The organism is Mesorhizobium sp. B2-3-10, assembly GCF_006442275.1.
In the GTDB taxonomy this organism is placed as follows: Bacteria; Pseudomonadota; Alphaproteobacteria; order Rhizobiales; family Rhizobiaceae; genus Mesorhizobium; species Mesorhizobium australicum.
Map to the genome: position 1 here is coordinate 59,996 of NZ_VFVT01000014.1, position 19,095 is coordinate 79,090.

At 62.6% G+C, this 19,095-nt stretch carries 15 protein-coding genes; 10 read left to right on the forward strand and 5 right to left on the reverse strand.

Going from position 1 to position 19,095, the window contains the following annotated elements; genetic code table 11:
- Positions 1 to 173 precede the first annotated feature (173 nt).
- Together FJ943_RS28910 and FJ943_RS28915 are read left to right on the forward strand one after the other, a co-directional pair.
- Positions 174 to 1,811, forward strand: coding sequence for a CTP synthase (locus tag FJ943_RS28910; protein WP_083883046.1), 1,638 nt, complete (start codon positions 174 to 176; stop codon positions 1,809 to 1,811).
- A gap of 8 nt (positions 1,812 to 1,819) precedes the next feature.
- The gene (locus tag FJ943_RS28915) at positions 1,820 to 2,359 is read left to right on the forward strand and encodes a DUF1697 domain-containing protein (RefSeq protein ID WP_140616436.1); all 540 of its coding nucleotides are present in this window, start codon (positions 1,820 to 1,822) and stop codon (positions 2,357 to 2,359) included.
- 34 nt (positions 2,360 to 2,393) lie between these two features.
- On the opposite strand, the gene FJ943_RS28920 is transcribed toward FJ943_RS28915, so the two are convergent.
- Complete coding sequence (locus FJ943_RS28920) at positions 2,394 to 3,851, reverse strand: NCS1 family nucleobase:cation symporter-1 (RefSeq protein WP_140727013.1); 1,458 nt, start codon at positions 3,849 to 3,851, stop codon at positions 2,394 to 2,396.
- 252 nt (positions 3,852 to 4,103) lie between these two features.
- Positions 4,104 to 5,006: a LysR substrate-binding domain-containing protein gene (locus FJ943_RS28925; protein ID WP_140727016.1), complete on the reverse strand. Its 903-nt coding sequence runs from the start codon at positions 5,004 to 5,006 to the stop codon at positions 4,104 to 4,106.
- 257 nt (positions 5,007 to 5,263) lie between these two features.
- Here FJ943_RS28925 and FJ943_RS28930 point away from each other — a divergent pair, with 257 nt between their 5' ends.
- The 8 genes from FJ943_RS28930 (at position 5,264) to FJ943_RS28965 (ending at position 13,819) form a co-directional block, all read left to right on the forward strand.
- Complete coding sequence (locus FJ943_RS28930) at positions 5,264 to 6,778, forward strand: leucyl aminopeptidase (protein ID WP_140727019.1); 1,515 nt, start codon at positions 5,264 to 5,266, stop codon at positions 6,776 to 6,778.
- A gap of 39 nt (positions 6,779 to 6,817) precedes the next feature.
- Positions 6,818 to 7,723, forward strand: a complete 906-nt coding sequence (locus tag FJ943_RS28935; protein WP_140727022.1) for a proline iminopeptidase-family hydrolase — start codon at positions 6,818 to 6,820, stop codon at positions 7,721 to 7,723.
- Between the two features lie 18 nt (positions 7,724 to 7,741).
- Entirely contained in the window at positions 7,742 to 9,403 is a 1,662-nt protein-coding gene (locus FJ943_RS28940; RefSeq protein ID WP_140616442.1) for an ABC transporter substrate-binding protein, read from the forward strand.
- A 77-nt stretch (positions 9,404 to 9,480) separates the two neighbouring features.
- Entirely contained in the window at positions 9,481 to 10,476 is a 996-nt protein-coding gene (locus FJ943_RS28945) for an ABC transporter permease (RefSeq protein ID WP_174361997.1), read from the forward strand.
- Positions 10,476 to 11,447, forward strand: coding sequence for an ABC transporter permease (locus FJ943_RS28950; protein WP_140727025.1), 972 nt, complete (start codon positions 10,476 to 10,478; stop codon positions 11,445 to 11,447). The genes FJ943_RS28945 and FJ943_RS28950 overlap by 1 nt, the downstream gene beginning before the upstream one ends.
- Positions 11,444 to 12,403 carry an ABC transporter ATP-binding protein gene (locus FJ943_RS28955; protein WP_140727028.1) on the forward strand — a complete coding sequence of 320 codons (960 nt, stop codon included), beginning with the start codon at positions 11,444 to 11,446 and terminating at the stop codon, positions 12,401 to 12,403. Before FJ943_RS28950 ends, FJ943_RS28955 begins: the two co-directional genes overlap by 4 nt.
- An 8-nt stretch (positions 12,404 to 12,411) precedes the next feature.
- The gene (locus FJ943_RS28960; RefSeq protein ID WP_140727031.1) at positions 12,412 to 13,398 is read left to right on the forward strand and encodes a dipeptide ABC transporter ATP-binding protein; all 987 of its coding nucleotides are present in this window, start codon (positions 12,412 to 12,414) and stop codon (positions 13,396 to 13,398) included.
- A 118-nt stretch (positions 13,399 to 13,516) separates the two neighbouring features.
- Positions 13,517 to 13,819 (forward strand): DUF982 domain-containing protein, encoded by a 303-nt coding sequence (locus FJ943_RS28965; protein WP_015317826.1) that lies wholly within the window; start codon positions 13,517 to 13,519, stop codon positions 13,817 to 13,819.
- 94 nt (positions 13,820 to 13,913) lie between these two features.
- Here the strand turns inward: FJ943_RS28965 and FJ943_RS28970 are convergent, their stop codons facing one another.
- The 3 genes from FJ943_RS28970 to FJ943_RS28980 all read right to left on the reverse strand — a co-directional run.
- Positions 13,914 to 15,440, reverse strand: a complete 1,527-nt coding sequence (locus FJ943_RS28970) for an HlyD family type I secretion periplasmic adaptor subunit (RefSeq protein WP_140727034.1) — start codon at positions 15,438 to 15,440, stop codon at positions 13,914 to 13,916.
- Between the two features lie 3 nt (positions 15,441 to 15,443).
- Positions 15,444 to 17,159 carry a type I secretion system permease/ATPase gene (locus FJ943_RS28975; RefSeq protein ID WP_140717975.1) on the reverse strand — a complete coding sequence of 572 codons (1,716 nt, stop codon included), beginning with the start codon at positions 17,157 to 17,159 and terminating at the stop codon, positions 15,444 to 15,446.
- Between the two features lie 113 nt (positions 17,160 to 17,272).
- The coding region (locus tag FJ943_RS28980) for a DUF5801 repeats-in-toxin domain-containing protein (RefSeq protein WP_246671955.1) at positions 17,273 to 19,095 on the reverse strand (1,823 nt) is incomplete at its 5' end.

A 19,095-nucleotide genomic window follows, 5' to 3' on the forward strand; every position in this document is an offset into this window, starting at 1 on the left:
GGCCGGCTCAGCCGGCCCTTTTGTTTTGCTTAGAGCGATTCAAAACCCTTTGGCCGTGATGCCTGTCCGAAAGCCGGATCCCACTTTTCGGGATCATGGTCCGAGCGCCTTTTTGGGAAAAAGCCTTCGCGGCGGTTTTTTCTCTGGCGGAATCAATCCGGCCGCGTTAAGCGATGACTCCCATGGCGCGATATGTATTCATCACAGGCGGCGTGGTTTCCTCACTTGGAAAAGGCATTGCCGCAGCGGCCCTTGGGGCTCTCCTGCAGGCGCGAGGTTATCGCGCACGCATCAAAAAACTCGACCCTTATCTGAACGTCGATCCCGGCACGATGTCGCCGTACCAGCACGGGGAGGTGTTCGTCACCGATGACGGTGCCGAGACCGACCTCGATCTTGGCCATTACGAGCGCTTCACCGGCCGGTCCGCCAATCAGCAGGACAACATCACGACCGGGCGTATCTACAAGAACATCATCGAGCGCGAGCGGCGCGGCGATTATCTCGGCGCCACCGTACAGGTCATCCCGCACGTCACCGACGAGATCAAGAATTTCGTCCTCGACGGCAATGACGATTATGATTTCGTGCTGTGCGAGATCGGCGGCACCGTCGGCGACATCGAGGCGATGCCGTTCCTCGAGGCGATCCGCCAGCTCGGCAACGATCTGCCGCGCAACAACGCCGTCTATGTCCACCTGACGCTGATGCCCTATATCCCGACGGCGGGCGAACTGAAGACCAAGCCGACCCAGCATTCGGTCAAAGAGCTGCGCGGCATAGGCATCGCGCCCGACATTCTTCTGGTGCGCGCCGACCGCGCCATCCCCAAGGAAGAGCGCCGCAAGCTGTCGCTGTTCTGTAATGTCAGGGAAAGCGCCGTCATCCAGGCGCTCGACGTGCCACATATCTACGATGTGCCGATGGCCTATCACAAGGAAGGTCTGGATTCGGAAGTGCTCGCTGCCTTCGGCATCGAGCCGGCGCCCAAGCCGCGCATGGAGCCGTGGCAGGCAGTCTCCAACCGCATCCACAATCCGGAGGGCGAGGTCACCATAGCCATCGTCGGCAAGTATACCGGCCTCAAGGATGCCTACAAATCGCTGATCGAGGCGCTTTCGCATGGCGGGCTGGCCAACCACGTCAAGGTCAAGCTCGACTGGATCGAATCGGAAATCTTCGAAAAGGAAGACCCGACGCCTTGGCTGGAGAAGGTGCACGGCATATTGGTGCCCGGCGGCTTCGGCGAACGCGGCTCAGAAGGCAAGATTCTGGCGGCCAAATTCGCACGCGAGCGCAAGGTGCCGTATTTCGGCATCTGCTTCGGCATGCAGATGGCGTGCATCGAGGCGGCGCGATCGCTGGCCGGTGTCGAACATGCCTCGTCGACCGAATTCGGCCCGACCAAGGAGCCGGTCGTCGGTTTGATGACCGAATGGCTGAAAGGCAACATGCTGGAAAAGCGCAGGGCGACTGGCGATCTCGGCGGCACCATGCGGCTCGGCGCCTATCAGGCCGAGCTCGCCAAGGGTTCGAAGATCGCCGACATCTACGGCGACACCCAGATTTCCGAACGTCACCGGCACCGCTACGAGGTCAATATCGACTACAAGCAGCGCCTGGAGGATTGCGGGCTGGTGTTTGCAGGCATGTCGCCCGACGGTGTGCTGCCGGAGACGGTCGAATACCCCGACCATCCCTGGTTCATCGGCGTGCAATATCACCCCGAACTGAAGAGCCGGCCGCTCGATCCGCATCCGCTGTTTGCCAGCTTCATCGAGGCGGCGGTGGAGCAGAGCCGCCTGGTCTGATCGCTCCCATGCGGACCTATGTCGCGCTTCTCTACAGCATCGTCCTGGGAGAGGGGCGGCGGGTCGTCATGTCCGACCTCAAGGCCATGGCGGAAAGTCTCGGCCTGAAGAATGTCCGCACCTTGGTGGCGACCGGCAACCTGGTCTTCGAGAGTGAAAAGACCTCGATCACCACGCTTGAGACACGCCTGGAATCCGCCTTCGAACAGGCCTTTGGCCGCCATGTCGATATCATCGTGCGTGCCGCCGAAGACTGGCGCAAACTCGCAAGCGGTAATCCATTCCCGACCGAGTCGGTGGAAGCCGGCGACCAGGTGGCGGTGCGCGTAATGCGCAAACCTGTAGCCGAAGACGCCATATCCGGGCTTCAGGCCTGTGCCGCCGCGGACGAGAAAGTGCTTCTGGCCGGCGGAGACATCTGGGTCGTCTTTTCAAGGGAGAGGCCCAGCTCGCGCCTGCTTGCCGCCGCCAACCACAAGCGCATGGGCGTCGGCACCTCGCGCAACTGGAACACCGTGCGCAAGCTGGCCGAAATGGTCGCGCGGTAGAGCGGGGCGGCTCGGGCCGCCCCGCTCTGGTTCATCAAGCTTTCGCCACCTTGGCGCCGGCGCTCACGGCCGCGGTGCGCAGCACGTAGTAGATGACGCCGGCAATCGCCACGCCGAAGAACCAGCCATAGACGCCCCACCAGGACGGCAGCCAGTTGGTGAAGTTGGGCAGGATCGACGAGAAGATGGCGCCAATGCCGGCGGCGATGAACGCATTGACGTGCCAGCCACCCTGGAAGCGGAACTCGCCGTCCTCGCGATACAGCGCCTCGACGTCGACTTCACCTTTGCGGATCAGATAGTAATCGACCATCATCACGCCGAAGATCGGCCCCATCGTTGCGCCGATGACGTTGACGAAGGAAGCCGCACTGCCTTCCCACGGTGCGAAGGGATAGAGCACCAGCGCGATGACGGCCGCGATGTAGCCGCCTTTCTTGAAGTCGATCTGGCGGGGAAAGACATTGGAAAAGTCGAAGGCCGGCGAGACGAAGTTGGCCACGACATTGATGCCGAGCGTCGCCACCGCGAAGGTGAGCGCAGCGAGCGCGGCCAGGAACCAGCTGTCGAACTTGGCCGAGATCTGGTCGGGGTGCAGCAGCACCTCATGGTAGACGTCGTATGCGGCGATGGTGGTGACGCCGGCGACCAGCGAGAACAGGATCAGGTTGATAGGCAGGCCCCAGATGTTGCCCTTGCGCAGCGATGCCTGGTCGGGGGCATAACGGGCGAAATCGCAGAAGTTTAGATAGAGCGCCGAGAAGTACGTCACCCAGATCGCCGCCACGGCAAACAGTGCGGTCCAAGACCCTGGAGTACCAGGGACGCCCGCATCCTTGGTCTTTTCCAGCAGTACATCCATTGGGATATCGCTGGTGAAGGCGAAGGTTCCTGATTTGACGCAGAGATAGACCGCCAGGATCAGCATCATCACCCAGACCGCCGGGCCGGCCCAGTCCTGGAAGCGGCGCACCGTTTCCATGCCGCGCTGGATGATCAGCAGTTGCAGTGCCCATATGATCACGAAGCAGATTACCTCCAGGCCGGAATGGCCAAGGAAATGGGTATTGGCGTTGAAATCGGCGAACCATTGCGAGCGGATCAGCAATGCGACGATGGCGCCTGAGGCGGCCGCTGTCTGCGCGCCGTACCAGAAGCAGGCGACGATGGCGCGCACCAGTGCCGGAATGTTGGCGCCCCAGATGCCGAAGGAGGCGCGGGCGAGCACGGGGTAGGGCACACCGGTCTTCACACCGGCATAACCGACCATGTTCATCAGTGCGTAGATGATCAGCGAACCGATGCCGATGGCGATGATGAAATTGACGAAGCCGCCACAGAACAGAAACAGGCTGGCGGCGAGGTAGTAGCCCCACAGGCTATGGACGTCCGACGTCCAGACGTTGAAGATCGAGAACGGTCCCCAGTTTCGAACCTTGGCAGGAGCGAGGTCTTCATTATACAGGTCAGGCGATGCGCCTTGTATCGTCATTGCAATGTCCCCTTCTTGCAGCACGCGCCCTCACGCGTTGACCGCAGAGGTTACGCCTGACGCAGGGGAACCGGCAAGCAATCGATTTGCCGGCTTTGGCCTTAAAGATATTCAATGCGAACCGCGATTATCGAGAGCCCGTGATGGTGAGCCGCTTTTGAAACAGGCCTGCCTGTCGATTCGAATTCTCGATCCACGGCTTCCAAGCTGGACAAATCCGCGTTCCCGACGCCTATCGGCAAGCAAGGCTGCCTAGCCGATGGCCATCACCCGCTTGTGGTCCTCGACTTCGGAAAGCAGCCAATCCTGGAACAGGCCGGTACCCGGCTTGTTTCCGATGCTGCGGCGCTGATGCAGGTAGATGCCGGCCGGATAGGTATGGCGGGCGCTGAACGGGGCGACCAGTTTGCCCTGCTGCAGCAGATCCTGGGCCATCATCGTGTCGGCGAGCGCTATTCCAGCGCCATTGATCGCCTCGCGCATGATCAGCGTACAATCATCCAGCGTCGTGCTGGATTTCGGCGTCGTGTCCAACACGCCTTCCTGCTCCAGCCAGCGCTTCCATCGCATGGTCTCGCATTCGTGGATCAGGTGGTGGTTGACCAGGTCGGCGGGCGATCGCAGCGGCATCGGCCCTTCAAGCAGCGAGGGCGCACAGACCGGCGTCAGGACCAGCGGGATCAGCAGCGTCAGAGCCGGGCCGGCCTTGTAGACGAACTCGTCGACGATGGCCAAATCGAAATTGGCCCGCTTGCCCGATGTCGAGATCTCGAGATCCACGGACGGATGCCGTCGGCGAAAATTCGGCAGCCGGTCCGCCAGCCAAAGGTTCAGGACGGCAGGGACGCACAAAACCCGGACACGCTGGGTCCTGCCGTGGCTTGGGGGGCCGGCGAGACTGACATCGTCGGTGGCCCGCCAGATGGCTTCGAATGCTTCGGAGAGGCTGCGTGCGTAATAAGAGCCCCGAATGGTCGGCGTTATCTGCCGAAAGCCGCGCTCGAACAGGTCCTGGCCGAGATTCCGTTCGAGTGCGCGGATGTGACGGCTGATAGCCGAGGGTGTCAGATGCAGCTCTTCGGCTGCGTCCTTGACGCTGCCGAGACGGGCGGCGGCCTCGAAAGCGCGCATGCCATTGAGTGAGGGTAGGGCCATCGGCCGATCATGAATTGCCAGTTGAGTTTTTGTCAATCGATATAGACAAAATTGGCGTTTGATCGCCTGACCCGTTCGGGGATACCCAAGAGGCAAGAGCAATTAAGTCGTCTCAAGAACGACAATTTGGGGACTTCGGCACGATCCAACCAGAGGTGAGGCCGGTTTGACCGGTTTCCACCGGTGGCGGGAGAAGCCTTGCGCAAACTGCAAGCCGCGCCTGGGCCAAAGCCCCGCAAAGAGGAGAACGCCTACCTATGCCTCAATCGCCAGTGCCGGTCTTTGAAACGGCGGACGAGCTTTCCGCTGAAACCTCCGTCGTCGTGATCTTGCAGGCCGCTCAAACCGGCTTTGGCCCGCGGGCAACGGTCCTGGACACCGAAATGGGCGGGATCCTCTCCCGGGCCTGTGCCGATGCGGCTGCCTTGGCTGAATCCGGCGCCTGTATCGATGTCATCGCCCCCCAGGCGGTATCGGCGCGGCGCGTGATTGTCCTGGCCATGGGCAAGGCTGAGGCCGTCACCGCACTCTCCTTGGCGCGTGCCGGCGGCCTGCTTGCCGCGCATCTGGAGGGCAAAGGGGAATGCGCGGCCACCCTGGTCCTGGACCCCATTGCCGGCATAAGTCTGCCGGGAGCGGAAATCCTGGCAAGAGTCGCGCTTGGCATGCGGCTGCGGCGCTATCGTTTCGACATGCGCAACCGGCGCCAAGGGGCGGGGGCCGATCGGACCCTTCGGGTGCAACTGGTCGGGGTCGGCGGTCCGGAGCTGAATTCGGCGCTGGCGCGGATCAATGCCATCGCGGATGGCGTCGAATATGCGCGCACACTGGTCAACCTGCCGCCGAACCATCTCCATCCCGACAATTTCCACGATCACCTGGAGCCTCTGCGCGAAGCCGGCATCGACGTCGAGATACTCGATACGGCGAAGCTCAGGGAATTCGGCATGAACGCGATCCTGGCCGTGGGGGCGGGTTCGGTGCGGCCGCCTCGGGTCGCCGTCCTGCGCTATCGCGGCAAGGGCGCCCCCGCGCAGCCGCTGGCGTTCGTCGGCAAGGGTGTCTGTTTTGATTCCGGCGGTCTCTGCATAAAGCGCGGCGAGCAGATGTTCGATATGAAGGCCGACATGGGCGGTGCGGCCGCCGTGGTCGGCCTGCTGATCGCCCTGGCCCGGCAAGGCAGCCCGGTGCACGCCGTCGGTGTGCTCGGCATTGCCGAGAACATGCCGTCAGGCACCGCGCTCAAGCCGCGCGACATCATCACGACAGCGTCCGGGCAAACCGTGGAAGTGTTCGACACGGATGCGGAAGGCCGCCTGATCCTGGCCGACTGCCTCTATTATGCCGCTTCGCGCTTCAATCCGTCGGTGATCGTCGACCTCGCCACCTTGACCTATTCGGTGATGCGCGGTCTTGGATCGGCATTCGCCGGTCTCTTCAGCACCGACGATGCCATCGCCTCGCGGATGATCGCGGCCGGAGAAATAGTCGGCGAGCGGTTCTGGCAGCTGCCGCTCGACCGGGCTTATGACGAGGGCCTGCAATCGCCGTTCGCGGACCTGCGACATCACGCCAAGGACATGGAAGACGGTGACGCTCCCTACGCCGCGGCGTTCCTGCGACACTTCACGGAAGACCGCCCCTGGGTGCATCTCGACATCGCCGGCAAGGAACTGACCGAGAAGGATCAGCCCCTGGGCCGGGAAGGCGCTACCGCATTCGGCGTGCAGATGCTGGAAGAATGGGTTCGCTCCAGCCGGGTTGCAAACTAGGTGACCAGCGGCATGCCTTCGAACATTCAGGAGATCGGGATGTCATCGGAGATCGTCACCAGGGAAGGGCGGGCCGATTTCGGCGACTACGAAACCTGGTATCGCGTCAGCGATAACCTCGATGCCGACAAGGCTCCGATCGTCATTTTGCATGGCGGGCCGGGAGCCGCCCACAATTACGTCGATGCCTACAAGCTTCTTGCCCGAAGAGGCCGCGCCGTCATCCACTACGACCAGCTGGGCTGCGGCAATTCCACCTTGCTGCCGGACAAAGGCGCCGATTTCTGGACACCCAGGCTGTTCATCGACGAGCTTGAAAACCTTGTCGACCATCTCGGCATCCGCGGCGGCTTCCATGTGCTCGGGCAGAGCTGGGGCGGCATGTTGGGCGCCGAGTATGGGGTGACGCGGCCGAAGGGCCTGAAGTCGCTGACCATCGCCAACTCGCCGGCGTCCATGAAGCTCTGGGTAGAAGAGGCCAACCGGCTGCGCGCCGACCTGCCCATGGACGTACAGGAGACGCTGACCCGGCACGAACAGGCTGGCACGACGGATCATCCGGACTACCAGCAAGCGACTATGGTGTTCTACGAGCGACATGTCTGCCGGATCGTTCCGTTCCCCGCCGAAGTGACCGAGACCTTCGCCCAGGTCGTGCGCAATCCGACCGTTTACAACGTCATGAACGGGCCGAACGAGTTCCATGTCATCGGTACGCTGAAGAACTGGAGCATCATCGATCGGCTGCCCGCCGTCGATGTTCCGACGCTGATCATTTCCGGCCGTTACGACGAAGCCACGCCCGCGACCGTGCAGCCGTTCAAGGACGGCATCGAGGGATCGCGCTGGCAGGTATTCGAGCATTCCAGCCATATGCCGCATGTCGAAGAGCAGGATCTATGCATGCGGGTGGTGGGAGACTTCCTGGACGACAACGACAACTGAAAAAAGGGGAACTGCGACATGAAGAAACTGCTCTTGGCGGCCTCAGCCGCGGCATTGCTGGCCGGCTCGTGGCTGGCTCCGGCACAGGCCGAATACCTCAAGGAACATCGCGGCGGCACTATTCGCCTGCTGGCCCGCTCGGCCGCCGGAACGCTCGATCCGCACATCAATTACACCGACCAGGGCTGGCAGATGTATCAGCCGATCTATGACGGGCTGGTCGCCTTCCGCAAGGCCGAGGGCATGGACGGCTTCACCATCGTCCCCGATCTGGCCGAGGCGCTGCCCGAGGTGACCAATGACGGCAAGACCTTCACCTTCAAACTGCGCAAGGGCATCAAGTTCTCCGACGGCAAGGATCTCGGCGTGAAGGACGTCGTTGCTTCCTTCCAGCGCATCTTCAAGGTCTCGGGGCCGACCTCGGGCACCTTCTATGCCGGCATCGTCGGCGCCGACAAATGCCTTGCCGAAACCAAGAGCTGCACGCTGGAAGGCGGCGTTGTCGGCGACGAAGCGGCAGGCACCATTACGTTGAATCTCACCAAGCCGGACGCCGAGATCCTCTACAAGCTTGCGTTGCCGCATGCCGTGGTCCTGCCGGCGGACACGCCCGCGGAAGACATGGGCTCCAAGCCCATCCCCAGCACCGGCGCCTACATGATCTCCGCCTTCGATCCCAACAAGGGCATGACGGTGACCCGCAACCCCAATTTCAAGCAATGGAGCGAGGACGCCCAGCCGGACGGCTATCCTGATGTCGTCCAGTATGATTTCGGCCTCTCCGAGGAAGCTGCCGTCACCGCGATCCAGAACGGGGAAGCCGACTGGATGTTCGACGCGCTGCCCAGCGATCGTCTCGGCGAACTTGGTACCAAGGCCATGGACCAGTTGCATATCTCGCCGCTCTCCGCCTGGTGGTATGCGCCGCTCAACAACCGGCTGGCGCCGTTCGACAATGAAAAGGCGCGCCAGGCCGTTGCCTACGCGGTCGACCGCAACACTCTGGTCAAGCTGTTCGGCGGCAAGGTGCTGGCCTCGCCGGTGTGTCAGGTCCTGCCTCCTGATTTCCCCGGCCACGAAGACTACTGCCCCTTCACCAAGAACCCCGGCGCCAAGTGGTCGGCGCCTGACCTCGACAAGGCAAAGCAGCTCGTCGAGGAATCGGGCACCAAGGGCCAGAAGGTGACCATCATCGTCGAGGACACGGCCATTTCCCGCTCCATCGGCGTCTATCTGCAGAGCGTGCTGACCACCATCGGCTATGTCGCCGACGTCAAGCCGATCTCGTCGAACATCCAGTTCACCTACATCCAGAACACCAACAACAAAGTGCAGATGTCCGTTACCCAATGGTACAAGGACTATCCCGCGGCTTCGGACTTCCTGAACATCCTGTTCAGCTGCGCATCTTTCCGTGAAGGTTCGGACGCTTCGATCAACATCGCCGGCTTCTGCGACAAGGATATCGACGCCAAAATGCAGAAGGCATTGGACCTCGGTGTGACCGACCAGAAAGCCGCCGACAAAATGTGGGCCGAAATCGACAGGCAAGTCACGGACAAGGCACCGGCCGTCGGCCTCTTTACGCCGAAGCGGCTTGACTTCGTCAGCAAGCGCGTGGGCAATTTCAAGTTCAACCGGCAGTTCAACTGGATGATCACCCAGTCGTGGGTACAGTAATGGCCTGGGTACAGTAATGGCCTGGATGCAGTAACGAACCGCGGAGGGGCACGTCCGTGTCGTACCAAGTCGCTGCCGTGCCGCGCAAAACACGAGGGCCCTGGGCCGTCGCGTTTGCGAAGCTGGCAAGAAACAGGGCCGCCATGGCGTCCCTGGCCGTGTTCCTCGTCATCGTCCTTGCCTGTCTCAGTGCGCCTCTCTACGCGAAATGGGCAGGTACAGACCCCTTCGCCTCGACGCTCGACGCCGTCATCCAGATCGACGGCGCCGATGTTCCGGTGATGGAACAATCGACAGAGGGGCTCGGGCTTGGCTACACGCCGCTCGGCCCGACCTGGCGGGTCGGCAACTATTTCCTCGGTGCCGACAGCCAAGGGCGCGATGTCATGGCCCGGATGCTCTATGGCGGGCTGAGCTCGCTGCTGATCTCCGGGGCCGCGACCATCTTCACGCTGGTCCTCGGCACGGCGGCGGGATTGATCGCGGGGTATTTCGGCGGCGTTACCGACACGGTTCTGTCGCGCTTGCTGGATGTGCTCTGGGCATTTCCGATCTATCTCCTGGCGATTTCGCTTTCCATCGTCACAATTTCGCAGGGCATCTCGATCGGACCGATCGAGATCGAGTCCGGCAGCCTGTGGTTGCCGGTCATCATCATCGGTATCGTCTATATACCCTATGTGGCGCGTCCGATCCGGGGGCAGGTTCTGTCGCTGCGGCACAGCGAGTTCGTGCTGGCCGCGATCAATCTGGGCGTACCGGGATGGCGGATATTATGGCGCGACATCCTGCCCAACATCACCACCACCCTCATCGTGTTCATACCGCTGATGATGGCGCTGAACATGCTTACCGAATCGGCGCTCTCCTTCCTCTCGATTGGCGTCCAGCCGCCCGCGGCGAGCTGGGGAACCATCATCCAGGACGGGCAGGCGCTGCTTTACACCAGACCACTCGTGGCGCTGGTGCCGGGCCTGGCGATCGCGATTTCCGTCATGACCCTCAATGTCTTCGGCGACGGCCTGCGCGACGCGCTCGACCCGCGCTCGAAGGTTCGGCTGGGGCGCGACTGATGATCTACGCCATCCTGCGCCGTTTCGGTCAGATGCTGTTCGTGATGTTCGGCATCTCGGTCATCGTCTTCCTGATTTTCTTCGCCACGCCCGGCGCCGACCCCGCGGCCCGTATCGCCGGCCGCAATGCATCGCCCGAAGTGCTCGAGGCGGTACGCCACAGCTTCGGCTTCGACCGGCCGCTCTACGTGCAATACGTGACCATGATGGAGAAGATCTTCGTCACGGGCGATCTGACTTCCTTCGTCAATCGCGGCTGGAAGGTGGTGCCGGCGGTGATGGATTCCATACCGGTCACGCTCTCTCTGGTGTTCGGGGCGGCGATCCTGTGGGTGGTGTTGTCCATCATCATCGGCATCGTCGCCGCCGCAACCCGCGACAGCTGGCTCGACAAGCTTCTGATGGCGTTGGGCTTGCTCGGCATTTCCATGCCGGTCTACTGGCTGGGCGAGGTGATGAACCTGATCACCCAGAGCCGCTATCACGACAGCTGGGCATTTTCCTGGGTGCCGCCGCTTGGCTACAAGAATTTTTCCGACGATCCGAAAGGCTGGTTCCTGACGCTGGTCGTACCCTGGATCACGCTCGCCATCCTCTACATCGGCATTTACGGGCGGGTCTTGCGCGCGGCGATCATCGAATCCCTGCAGGAAGATTATATCCGCACGGCCCGCGCCAAGGGCCTTTCGGAGACCCGCATCCTGCTGCGCCATGCCTTGCGCACGTCGCTCATCGCCTTCGTCACCTTGTTCGGTCTCGACTTCGGCGCACTGGTGGGCGGCTCGGCCCTCCTGACCGAAGTGGTGTTCGGGCTGCACGGCATCGGCAAGCTCACCTATGACGCGCTGCAGAACCTCGATTTGCCAATGATCATGGCGACGGTGATGTACGCTTCCATGTTCGTGGTGGTCGCCAACGCGGTCGTCGATTTCGTCTACATCCTTCTCGATCCGCGCCTGAGGACATCATGATATTGTCGGTGCGTGATCTCCGTGTATCCTTCCGGACCGATGATGGCCTGGTGAGGGCCATCGATGGCGTTTCCTTCGACCTCGCGGAAAGCGAAATTCTCGGTGTCGTTGGCGAGTCCGGCTCCGGCAAGACCGTGTCGCTGCTTGCGGTGATGGGGCTTATCACCGATCCCAACGCCATCATCGAAGGCTCGATCCGCTACAAGGGTCGCGAGTTGGTCGGATTGCCACGGCGCGAACTGAGGCGCCTGCGAGGCAACGAGATCGCAATGATCTTCCAGGATCCGATGACGGCGCTGACGCCGGTCTACACCATCGGCTGGCAGATCGCCGAACAGATCCGCGCGCATCGCAACGTCAGCAAAACCAAAGCCATGGAGCGCGTGGAGGAACTGCTGGCGGAGGTGAATTTCCCCAATCCGCACGAAGCAATGTCGCGCTATCCGCACCAGCTCTCCGGCGGCATGCGCCAACGGGCGGTGATCGCGATGGCGCTGTCCTGCAACCCGGCGCTGCTGGTGGCGGACGAGCCGACCACGGCGCTCGACGTCACGGTGCAGGCCGGCATTCTCGATCTGGTGCGCAAGCTGCGCGCCACACACAAATCGGCGGTGGTCTTCATCACCCATGACATGGGCGTGGTCTCCGAACTCGCCGACCGGGTCATGGTCATGTATGCGGGCCGCATCGTGGAACGCGGCAGCCGCACGGAGCTGTTCTCCGACCCGCGACACCCCTATACGCGTGCATTGCTTGGTTCGATCCCGCCGCTGACCGGTGCCAAACCCCGCCGCCTGCCGGCCATTCCCGGGTCTCCGCCATCGCTGCTGCGATTGCCGCAAGGCTGCGCCTTCGGTCCGCGTTGCCCCGTCGGGTACGAGCCCTGCCTAACCGGCAAGCCCGAGCTTGGCGCCGCCACGCACGCGGCGGCCTGTTTCCGGGTGGCGCAGACATGAGCGGACCGATGATCGACAAAGACCGTCCAATCCTCGAAACGCGCGGGCTCGGCAAACGCTTCTCGATCGGCAGCCGTTTTTCCGCGGAGGGCAGGCGAACCGTCCACGCGGTCGACAATGTCTCCCTGACAGTGCGGCGCGGCGAAACCGTTGGATTGGTCGGCGAGTCCGGATGCGGCAAGTCCACGCTGGCGCGATGCCTGGTCAGGCTCTACGACATTTCGGACGGCAAGCTCCTGTTCGAAGGCGACGACATCACCTCGAAGTCGCTGTCTGAACTGAGGCCGCTGCGGCGGCGCCTGCAAATGGTCTTCCAGGACCCGTCGGCCTCGCTTAATCCGCGCCGGCGCGTCGGCGACCTGGTGGCCGAACCGCTGCGCATCCATGGCAGGCTTTCATCGCGCGAGATCGCCAGCCGCGTCGCGGAACTCTTCGACCTCGTCGGACTGTTGCCGGACCATGTCATGCGCTTTCCCCATGAATTCTCGGGCGGGCAGCGCCAGCGTGTCGGCATTGCGCGCGCCATCGCCCTCAATCCCGATCTCGTCGTTCTCGACGAACCTGTCTCCGCGCTCGACGTGTCCGTACAGGCGCAGATCGTCAACCTGCTTGCCGATCTGCAGGAGAAGTTGGACCTCACCTATGTTTTCATCGCCCACGACCTGTCCGTGGTGCGTCAGGTCTCGACCCGCATCGCGGTCATGTATCTCGGCTCGATCGTCGAGGAAGGACCGGCGGAAGAGGTGTTTTCAGCCCCGGCCCACCCTTACAGCCAGGCGTTGATCTCGGCCGTTCCCGTCGTGCAGACGACGCCCAGTGGCACGCGTAAGCGTATCATCCTTACAGGCGACGTACCGAGCCCGCTCAATCCGCCATCCGGTTGCCGTTTCCATCCCCGATGCCCAATGGCGGTTGAGCGCTGCCGTACGGAACGGCCGGAGCTGAGGGAGCACCAATCCGGCCGCAAAGCGGCTTGCCACTTCCCGACGGTATAGCCGACCTCATTCCGATCGCCAGAATCTTTTAAGATTCTGTTTTCGCATGGAACAAATCGCCAGGCCGGGCGTTTCGTAGGGTTCGATCGAGCGCATCTCGATCGACCGGGAGGAAACAATGGACTACCTGCATTTCTTTGCGCCCGTGCGGATATCGCGCGGGCAGGGGCATCCTGTAGAAGAAGTGGATAGTGTTGCCGAGGCGATGGTTTTCTTGCGTAAATGGCCGACGGGACGACGTGGGCCAGTTTATCAGTGCGCGCTGAATTGCTGCTCGGCTGCCCTGTCGGGACAGATGTCGGCGGAGGAAGCTAGAAAGGCGTTCACCGGATTTGCCCGGATCACGCGGCTTCTCGACGATGACATGGCACTGCCGATGGGCAGCGACAGCATGGCGAGCATACACGCGCTGCGGCGATAGCCGCCACGCCCCTCTGCCTTTGGTGGATCGCGCACCTTACGGGCGCGATGGAGGTTATACTTGACCCTCGGGGCAGGTCGGTGGGTATCGCTTCTCAATTCTCCCTGAACCCACGATTGAGCGAATCGCGAACCGGCGCCAACATATAGTCCAGCAGCGTGTGCTCGCCGGTCAGGATCATGACTTCCGCCGGCATGCCGGGCGATAGATGGATGTCATGCAGATCCCTGAGATCGGCCGCGTCGATCTTGACCTTGGCAAGGAAATAAGGCTCTCCGGTTCTCTCGTCCGTCAGCCGGTCAGCCGAAATCGAGGTCAGCAGGCCATGGATTTGCGGCAGGTGTCTGGTTGGATAGGCCGACAGCACCACACGGGCCGGCATGTCCGGATGCACCACGTCGATATCCGTCGGCTTGATGCGGGAATCGATGATCAGATTGGCCTCGTTCGGGACGATGTCGAGAAGCGCCTGACCGCTGGAGATCACGCCCGATTCCGTTGTTACGCGCAGGTTCATCACCGTTCCGGCGATTGGCGCGACGATGTCGGTCCTCGCCAGCACATCCTGTCGCGAAGGCAATTGGCTGCGCAATTCGGCGAGTTCCGTGCGCGCTTTGGCAAGATCCCCGTTGGCGCTCTCGCTGTCCTGCTGATGCAGGTTGAGGAGTTGGAACTGGGTCTCGCCGATCTGCTGATCGTTCTTCGCTATCTGCGCCCGGTTCGATGCCTGGTTGGCCCGAATGTCGGCCTGGGAGCGCTGAAGCGCCAATATCCGCGGCAGGCGTTCGAGGCCCTTCCTGTACATCTCCTGCGCGGAGGCGATCTCCTGGTCGATCAGGCCGAGTTGCTCGGCCTCGGCCGCCATGACATCCCTCGCTCCCGTGCTTTGCTCTTCGATCTGCGCGATGCGCTTGTTGAGGATCTGTGTGCGGCCTTCGCGGGTTGCGAGGCGGCTGTCGAGCAGCGCCTGTTCTTCGGCGACCACCTTTCGCGCGCTCTCGCTGTCGATCGAGGTCAGCTCCTTGGGGAAGGTGATCCGGTCCCGACCGGCAAGTTCCGAAACAAGTCGCGCCTCGGTCGCCAGCAGGCGAACATAGCGCCCCTCCAGCTCGTCATATCGCCCTTGCGCATCGGTCGTCTTCAGGCTGATAAGCACTTGGCCGACGCTGACTTTATCGCCCTCCTTAACGTGGATCGCGCCGATGATGCCGCCCTCCAGATGCTGGATGGTCTTACGATAACCTTCGGGGCTGACGACGCCGTTGGCAACGACAGCGCTCGCCAGCAGGGCGACGCTTGACCAAGCAGCGGTGCCGCCTACGAAAAGGATGGCCGAAGCGTAGCCCAGCATTCGCGCCGGCCGCGTCCGCAGCTTCAGATTGCGCCTGCTGGCACGGTAGGCGCGCGAGCGTCGCCGAAGCAATCCCGCAATCAAGAGCAGGAAGAGCGCGCCAGCCACCGCCAGCAACATTATGCGAGACGGCGTGTCGGTCCCATCCAACCAAACCGATACCGCTGTGCTGAGGTCGTTGGCGGAGGCGGTCAGCCTGTCGGTGAGTTCGTGCAAGCTGTCCGTCAGCCGGTTCAGCGTCGTCGAGAAGTCGCCAAATCGATCGCTCATGGCTCACTCCGCTGCGTTCAGTTTCGTTGCCGCGTTGGCAACAAGCTTTTCCCGCAAGGCCGCCGGAACCGGAATGCGCCTGGGCGGTCCGCCGAGCGCGCCGAGCACCTCGTCGCGCGTGCCGAACATCGAAACCGATCCGTCATGGAGGAAGACGACATGATCGGCGGTGCGCAGGAGATTGGTCTGGTGGCTGACGAGAATGACGGTGCGGCCCCGCTCCTTCAGTTGCTGGAGCACGTTGAACAGCGCCACTTCGCCTTCACCGTCCAGGCCGGTGTTCGGTTCGTCGAGAACGATCAGCTGCGGATCGCCGAACAGTGCCCGGGCCAGCGCGATACGCTGGCGCTGGCCGCGCGAAATGCGAGCGCCATGCGGTCCCACTTCGGTCCGGTAGCCGTTCGGCAGCCGCAGGATCATATCATGGATGCCGGCAAGCTGCGCCGCGGCGATGACCGCGTCGCTGTCGACGTCACGCAGGCGCGCGATGTTCTCGCCGATCGTTCCGGGGAACAGCTCGACCTGCTGCGGCAGATAGCCGAGATGCATGCCAAGTTCGTCCGAAGGCCAGTTGCACACCTCCGCGCCATCCAGCCTGACATGGCCGAGCGAAGGCCGCAGCGCGCCGACGATAAGACGACAGAGCGTGGTCTTGCCGGAACCGGACTGGCCGATCACACCGCAGGTCTGGCCCGGCTCAACGCCGAAGCTTATGGCATTGACAAGCGCCTGGGACGTTCCCGGCGCGCAGTAATGCAGGTTCTCGAGCTTCAGCCTGCCTTGTGGGCGGGGCAATGTGACGCCAACCGTTTGCATCGATCTGGTGTCGGCGAAAAGCTTCGTGAGATTGCGGCGCGCGGTTCGCGCGCTGACCAGGCCGCGCCAGGCGCCGATAGAGCGCTCGATCGGCGCCAACGCGCGGCTGAGCAGGATCGAGGCCGCAATCATCGAGCCTGGCGTCAGCTCGCGACGCAGGACGAGATAGGCGCCGAGCCCGAGCACCGCCACTTGGAGCGCTAGGCGAAGCGAACGCGACAAGCTGCCGATGACGGTGGTGCGCCGCAGGAGCCGGGTCTGGATATCCATCAGCGACTGCTGGTTTTCCTCCCAGCGCCGCAGCGCCGGCTCGGACATGCCGAGCGAGCGCAATGTCTCGGCGCCGTCGATAAACTGCCCGACGGCGGTCTGGCTGCGGCGCAGTCCGGCCGCGGCCTCCTGGCTCTTGCGGCGGGTGAGGAAATCATTGGCGAGCGCAGCGCAGAACAAAAGCACGGCGCCGGCAAGACCGACCACGCCCAGCGCGGGATGCAGCAACCACATGAACGCCAGGAAGACCGGTGTCCACGGCGCGTCGAGAAAGGTCAGGATACCATCGCCGGCGATGAAGCTGCGCAGGTCCGCTACGTCCTTCAGGCCGGCTTCGAGGCTGCTGCCGGCGAGCCGCGCGTCCATGGCGCGTTCGATCACCGGAACGCTGAGCTGGTCGTCCAGCCATTGGCTGATATGCCCCAGCATCATACGGCGGGCGTGTTCCAGCATGCCGTAGACGGCGATGGCGCCGACAACGGCCAATGTGAGCCAGAACAATGTGTCGATGGAACCGCTCGACAGTACCCGGTCGTAGATTTGCAGCATGTAAACGGTGCTGGCGAGCAGGAGAAGATTGGAGACCAGGCTGAAGAGGAGGAGGGCGGGGACCTGGTGGCGTGCCAGATGCATTACCTCCTGGAATTGCGGTCTTGGCTGCATCACGGATACCCCACTTCGATGCTTGCCGGCACCCGGCCGGTGTGAAACGGGGACAGCTGATGCCGCCCCCGTCGGGTCTGGTGTCAGGCGATGTCGACAAGGATGTGCTGCATCGCTGTGTGATCGGCGTCCGCGTCCGCCACCTGGAAAGCGAAGTCGAGGTGAGCGTCCGGCGTCTGCGTCACGGTCGAGGTGAAGCCGATATCCGTGATCTTCAGCACGTCGTTGTCGACGGGGTCGAAGTTGACCAGACTGGCGGTCGTGTTGCTCCCACCGCTAGCGCCGGTCGCTCCGTTCAAGTCGATTGCCTGGCCGGTGATGCCGTTGCCGGACTGCATGATCTGAACGCCTTGCAGCGAGTAATGTTCGCCGGCCGCGTTGTAGTCGTTCTGCTCGATGATCACGAGGCCGTCATTGTTGTCGAGTGTGAACTCGCCATTGTAAGGGGCCGGCACCTGACCCTTCTTGAAGATGTCGGAGTTCGAGACATACACGGCCCGTGTGATCTCGTTTGTGCCGTCGGTCAGGTCGAGGATTAGCATCAGGTCTTCGCTGTTGCCGATGCCGTCGAACTTGATGGCCATCGCGCCGGCCGTCGCGGTCGGATCGGTAGCCTCGGTCTGGATGCCGACACTGCTGTCGAAGAACCGCAGGGTAAGCAGTTCGCCTTTCTGGATCGTGTCGCCGGCGACACCGTTAGTGCTCTGGGTGGCAGAAACCCAGGTTTCATTGCTGTTGCTGACCATATCGTGGGTACCGGCCGTCGGCAGCGAGTTGAACGTGGAGTCGCCGGAAGACCCCTCTCCATTATTCGTCAGGCTGAACGGATGGCTTCTGTCGATCAGGTTGCCGGTGAACTGCACGTAAAAGTCTTCGTCGGCCGCCGTGCCCGGGTCATCCGCCTGCAACTTCTCCACCACGATCGGCGGGTGGCCTGCATTGCTCAAGGGCTCCTTGGACAGGAGTTGGCTGGTGTGAATCACGTCGAAAGTGAAGCCTTCGAGTGGGTCGGTCACGGTGATGGCGTAAGTGTCGTTGACCTTGTCGAAGACGAGGGTGCCACCCGCCGTGCCGGTCTGGAGCCCGGCAGCCGAATCCTTGTCGTAGGTGAAGCTGAAGTTGAATGTTGCGGTCGTGTCGGTCTCCGATGCGAGCGTCACATCCGGGGTGAGGACATTGCCGCCGCCACCGCCGACGATCGTGCCGCTCAGCCCGATCTGGACGCCGGCAAGCGCGCCGTTCTGGTCGACAAAGTCGGAACCGCCGCCGGCGTAGAACGCAGTCGGGTGCGCATCGGCGCCGATGTCGTAGCCGAAGGCTCCGGAGGCGGATGCATTCAGCGTGTTGGCCAGGTTTTCGTTCTGGATACCCGCGGTACCCGGGTCGCCGTCGAACGGCACGGTGATCGTTGGCGCGTCGTCCTTGAAGATGAGGCTGGTGCCGATATTGACATGGTCCGAGGCCTGATCGCCGTCACCATCGGTGATGGTGGCGGTCAAAGTGACAAGATTATCAGCCGCCAAAGTTGTTGCCTGGTCCGGTCCGGAGTCGGGCGAATGCATGACCGCACGTTCCTGGTCGAGGGTCACGTTGCCGTCGGCGGCCACGCTCACCGTGAATACCACGGCGCCCGCGGCCGATCCGGCCCGGCCAACCACCTCGCCGCTTTCGACGAAGAGCAGAATCGACAGGCCGCTCAAGGTGTCTGTCAGGCCGCTGACGTTGGTGACCTGATTGATGTCGAGCGTGTAGCTCATGGCACCGCCATCCGCACCGGCATGCGGGGTAAAGACAGCCGCGAAATCGGCGGCGTTGCTGCCGAGGCTCGACTCGTCGACGGTTAGCGTCGGCTCGGTGCCGGTCGTCGATATGCTCGGCCCGTCATCGTGGAAGTTGAGGTTCTGGC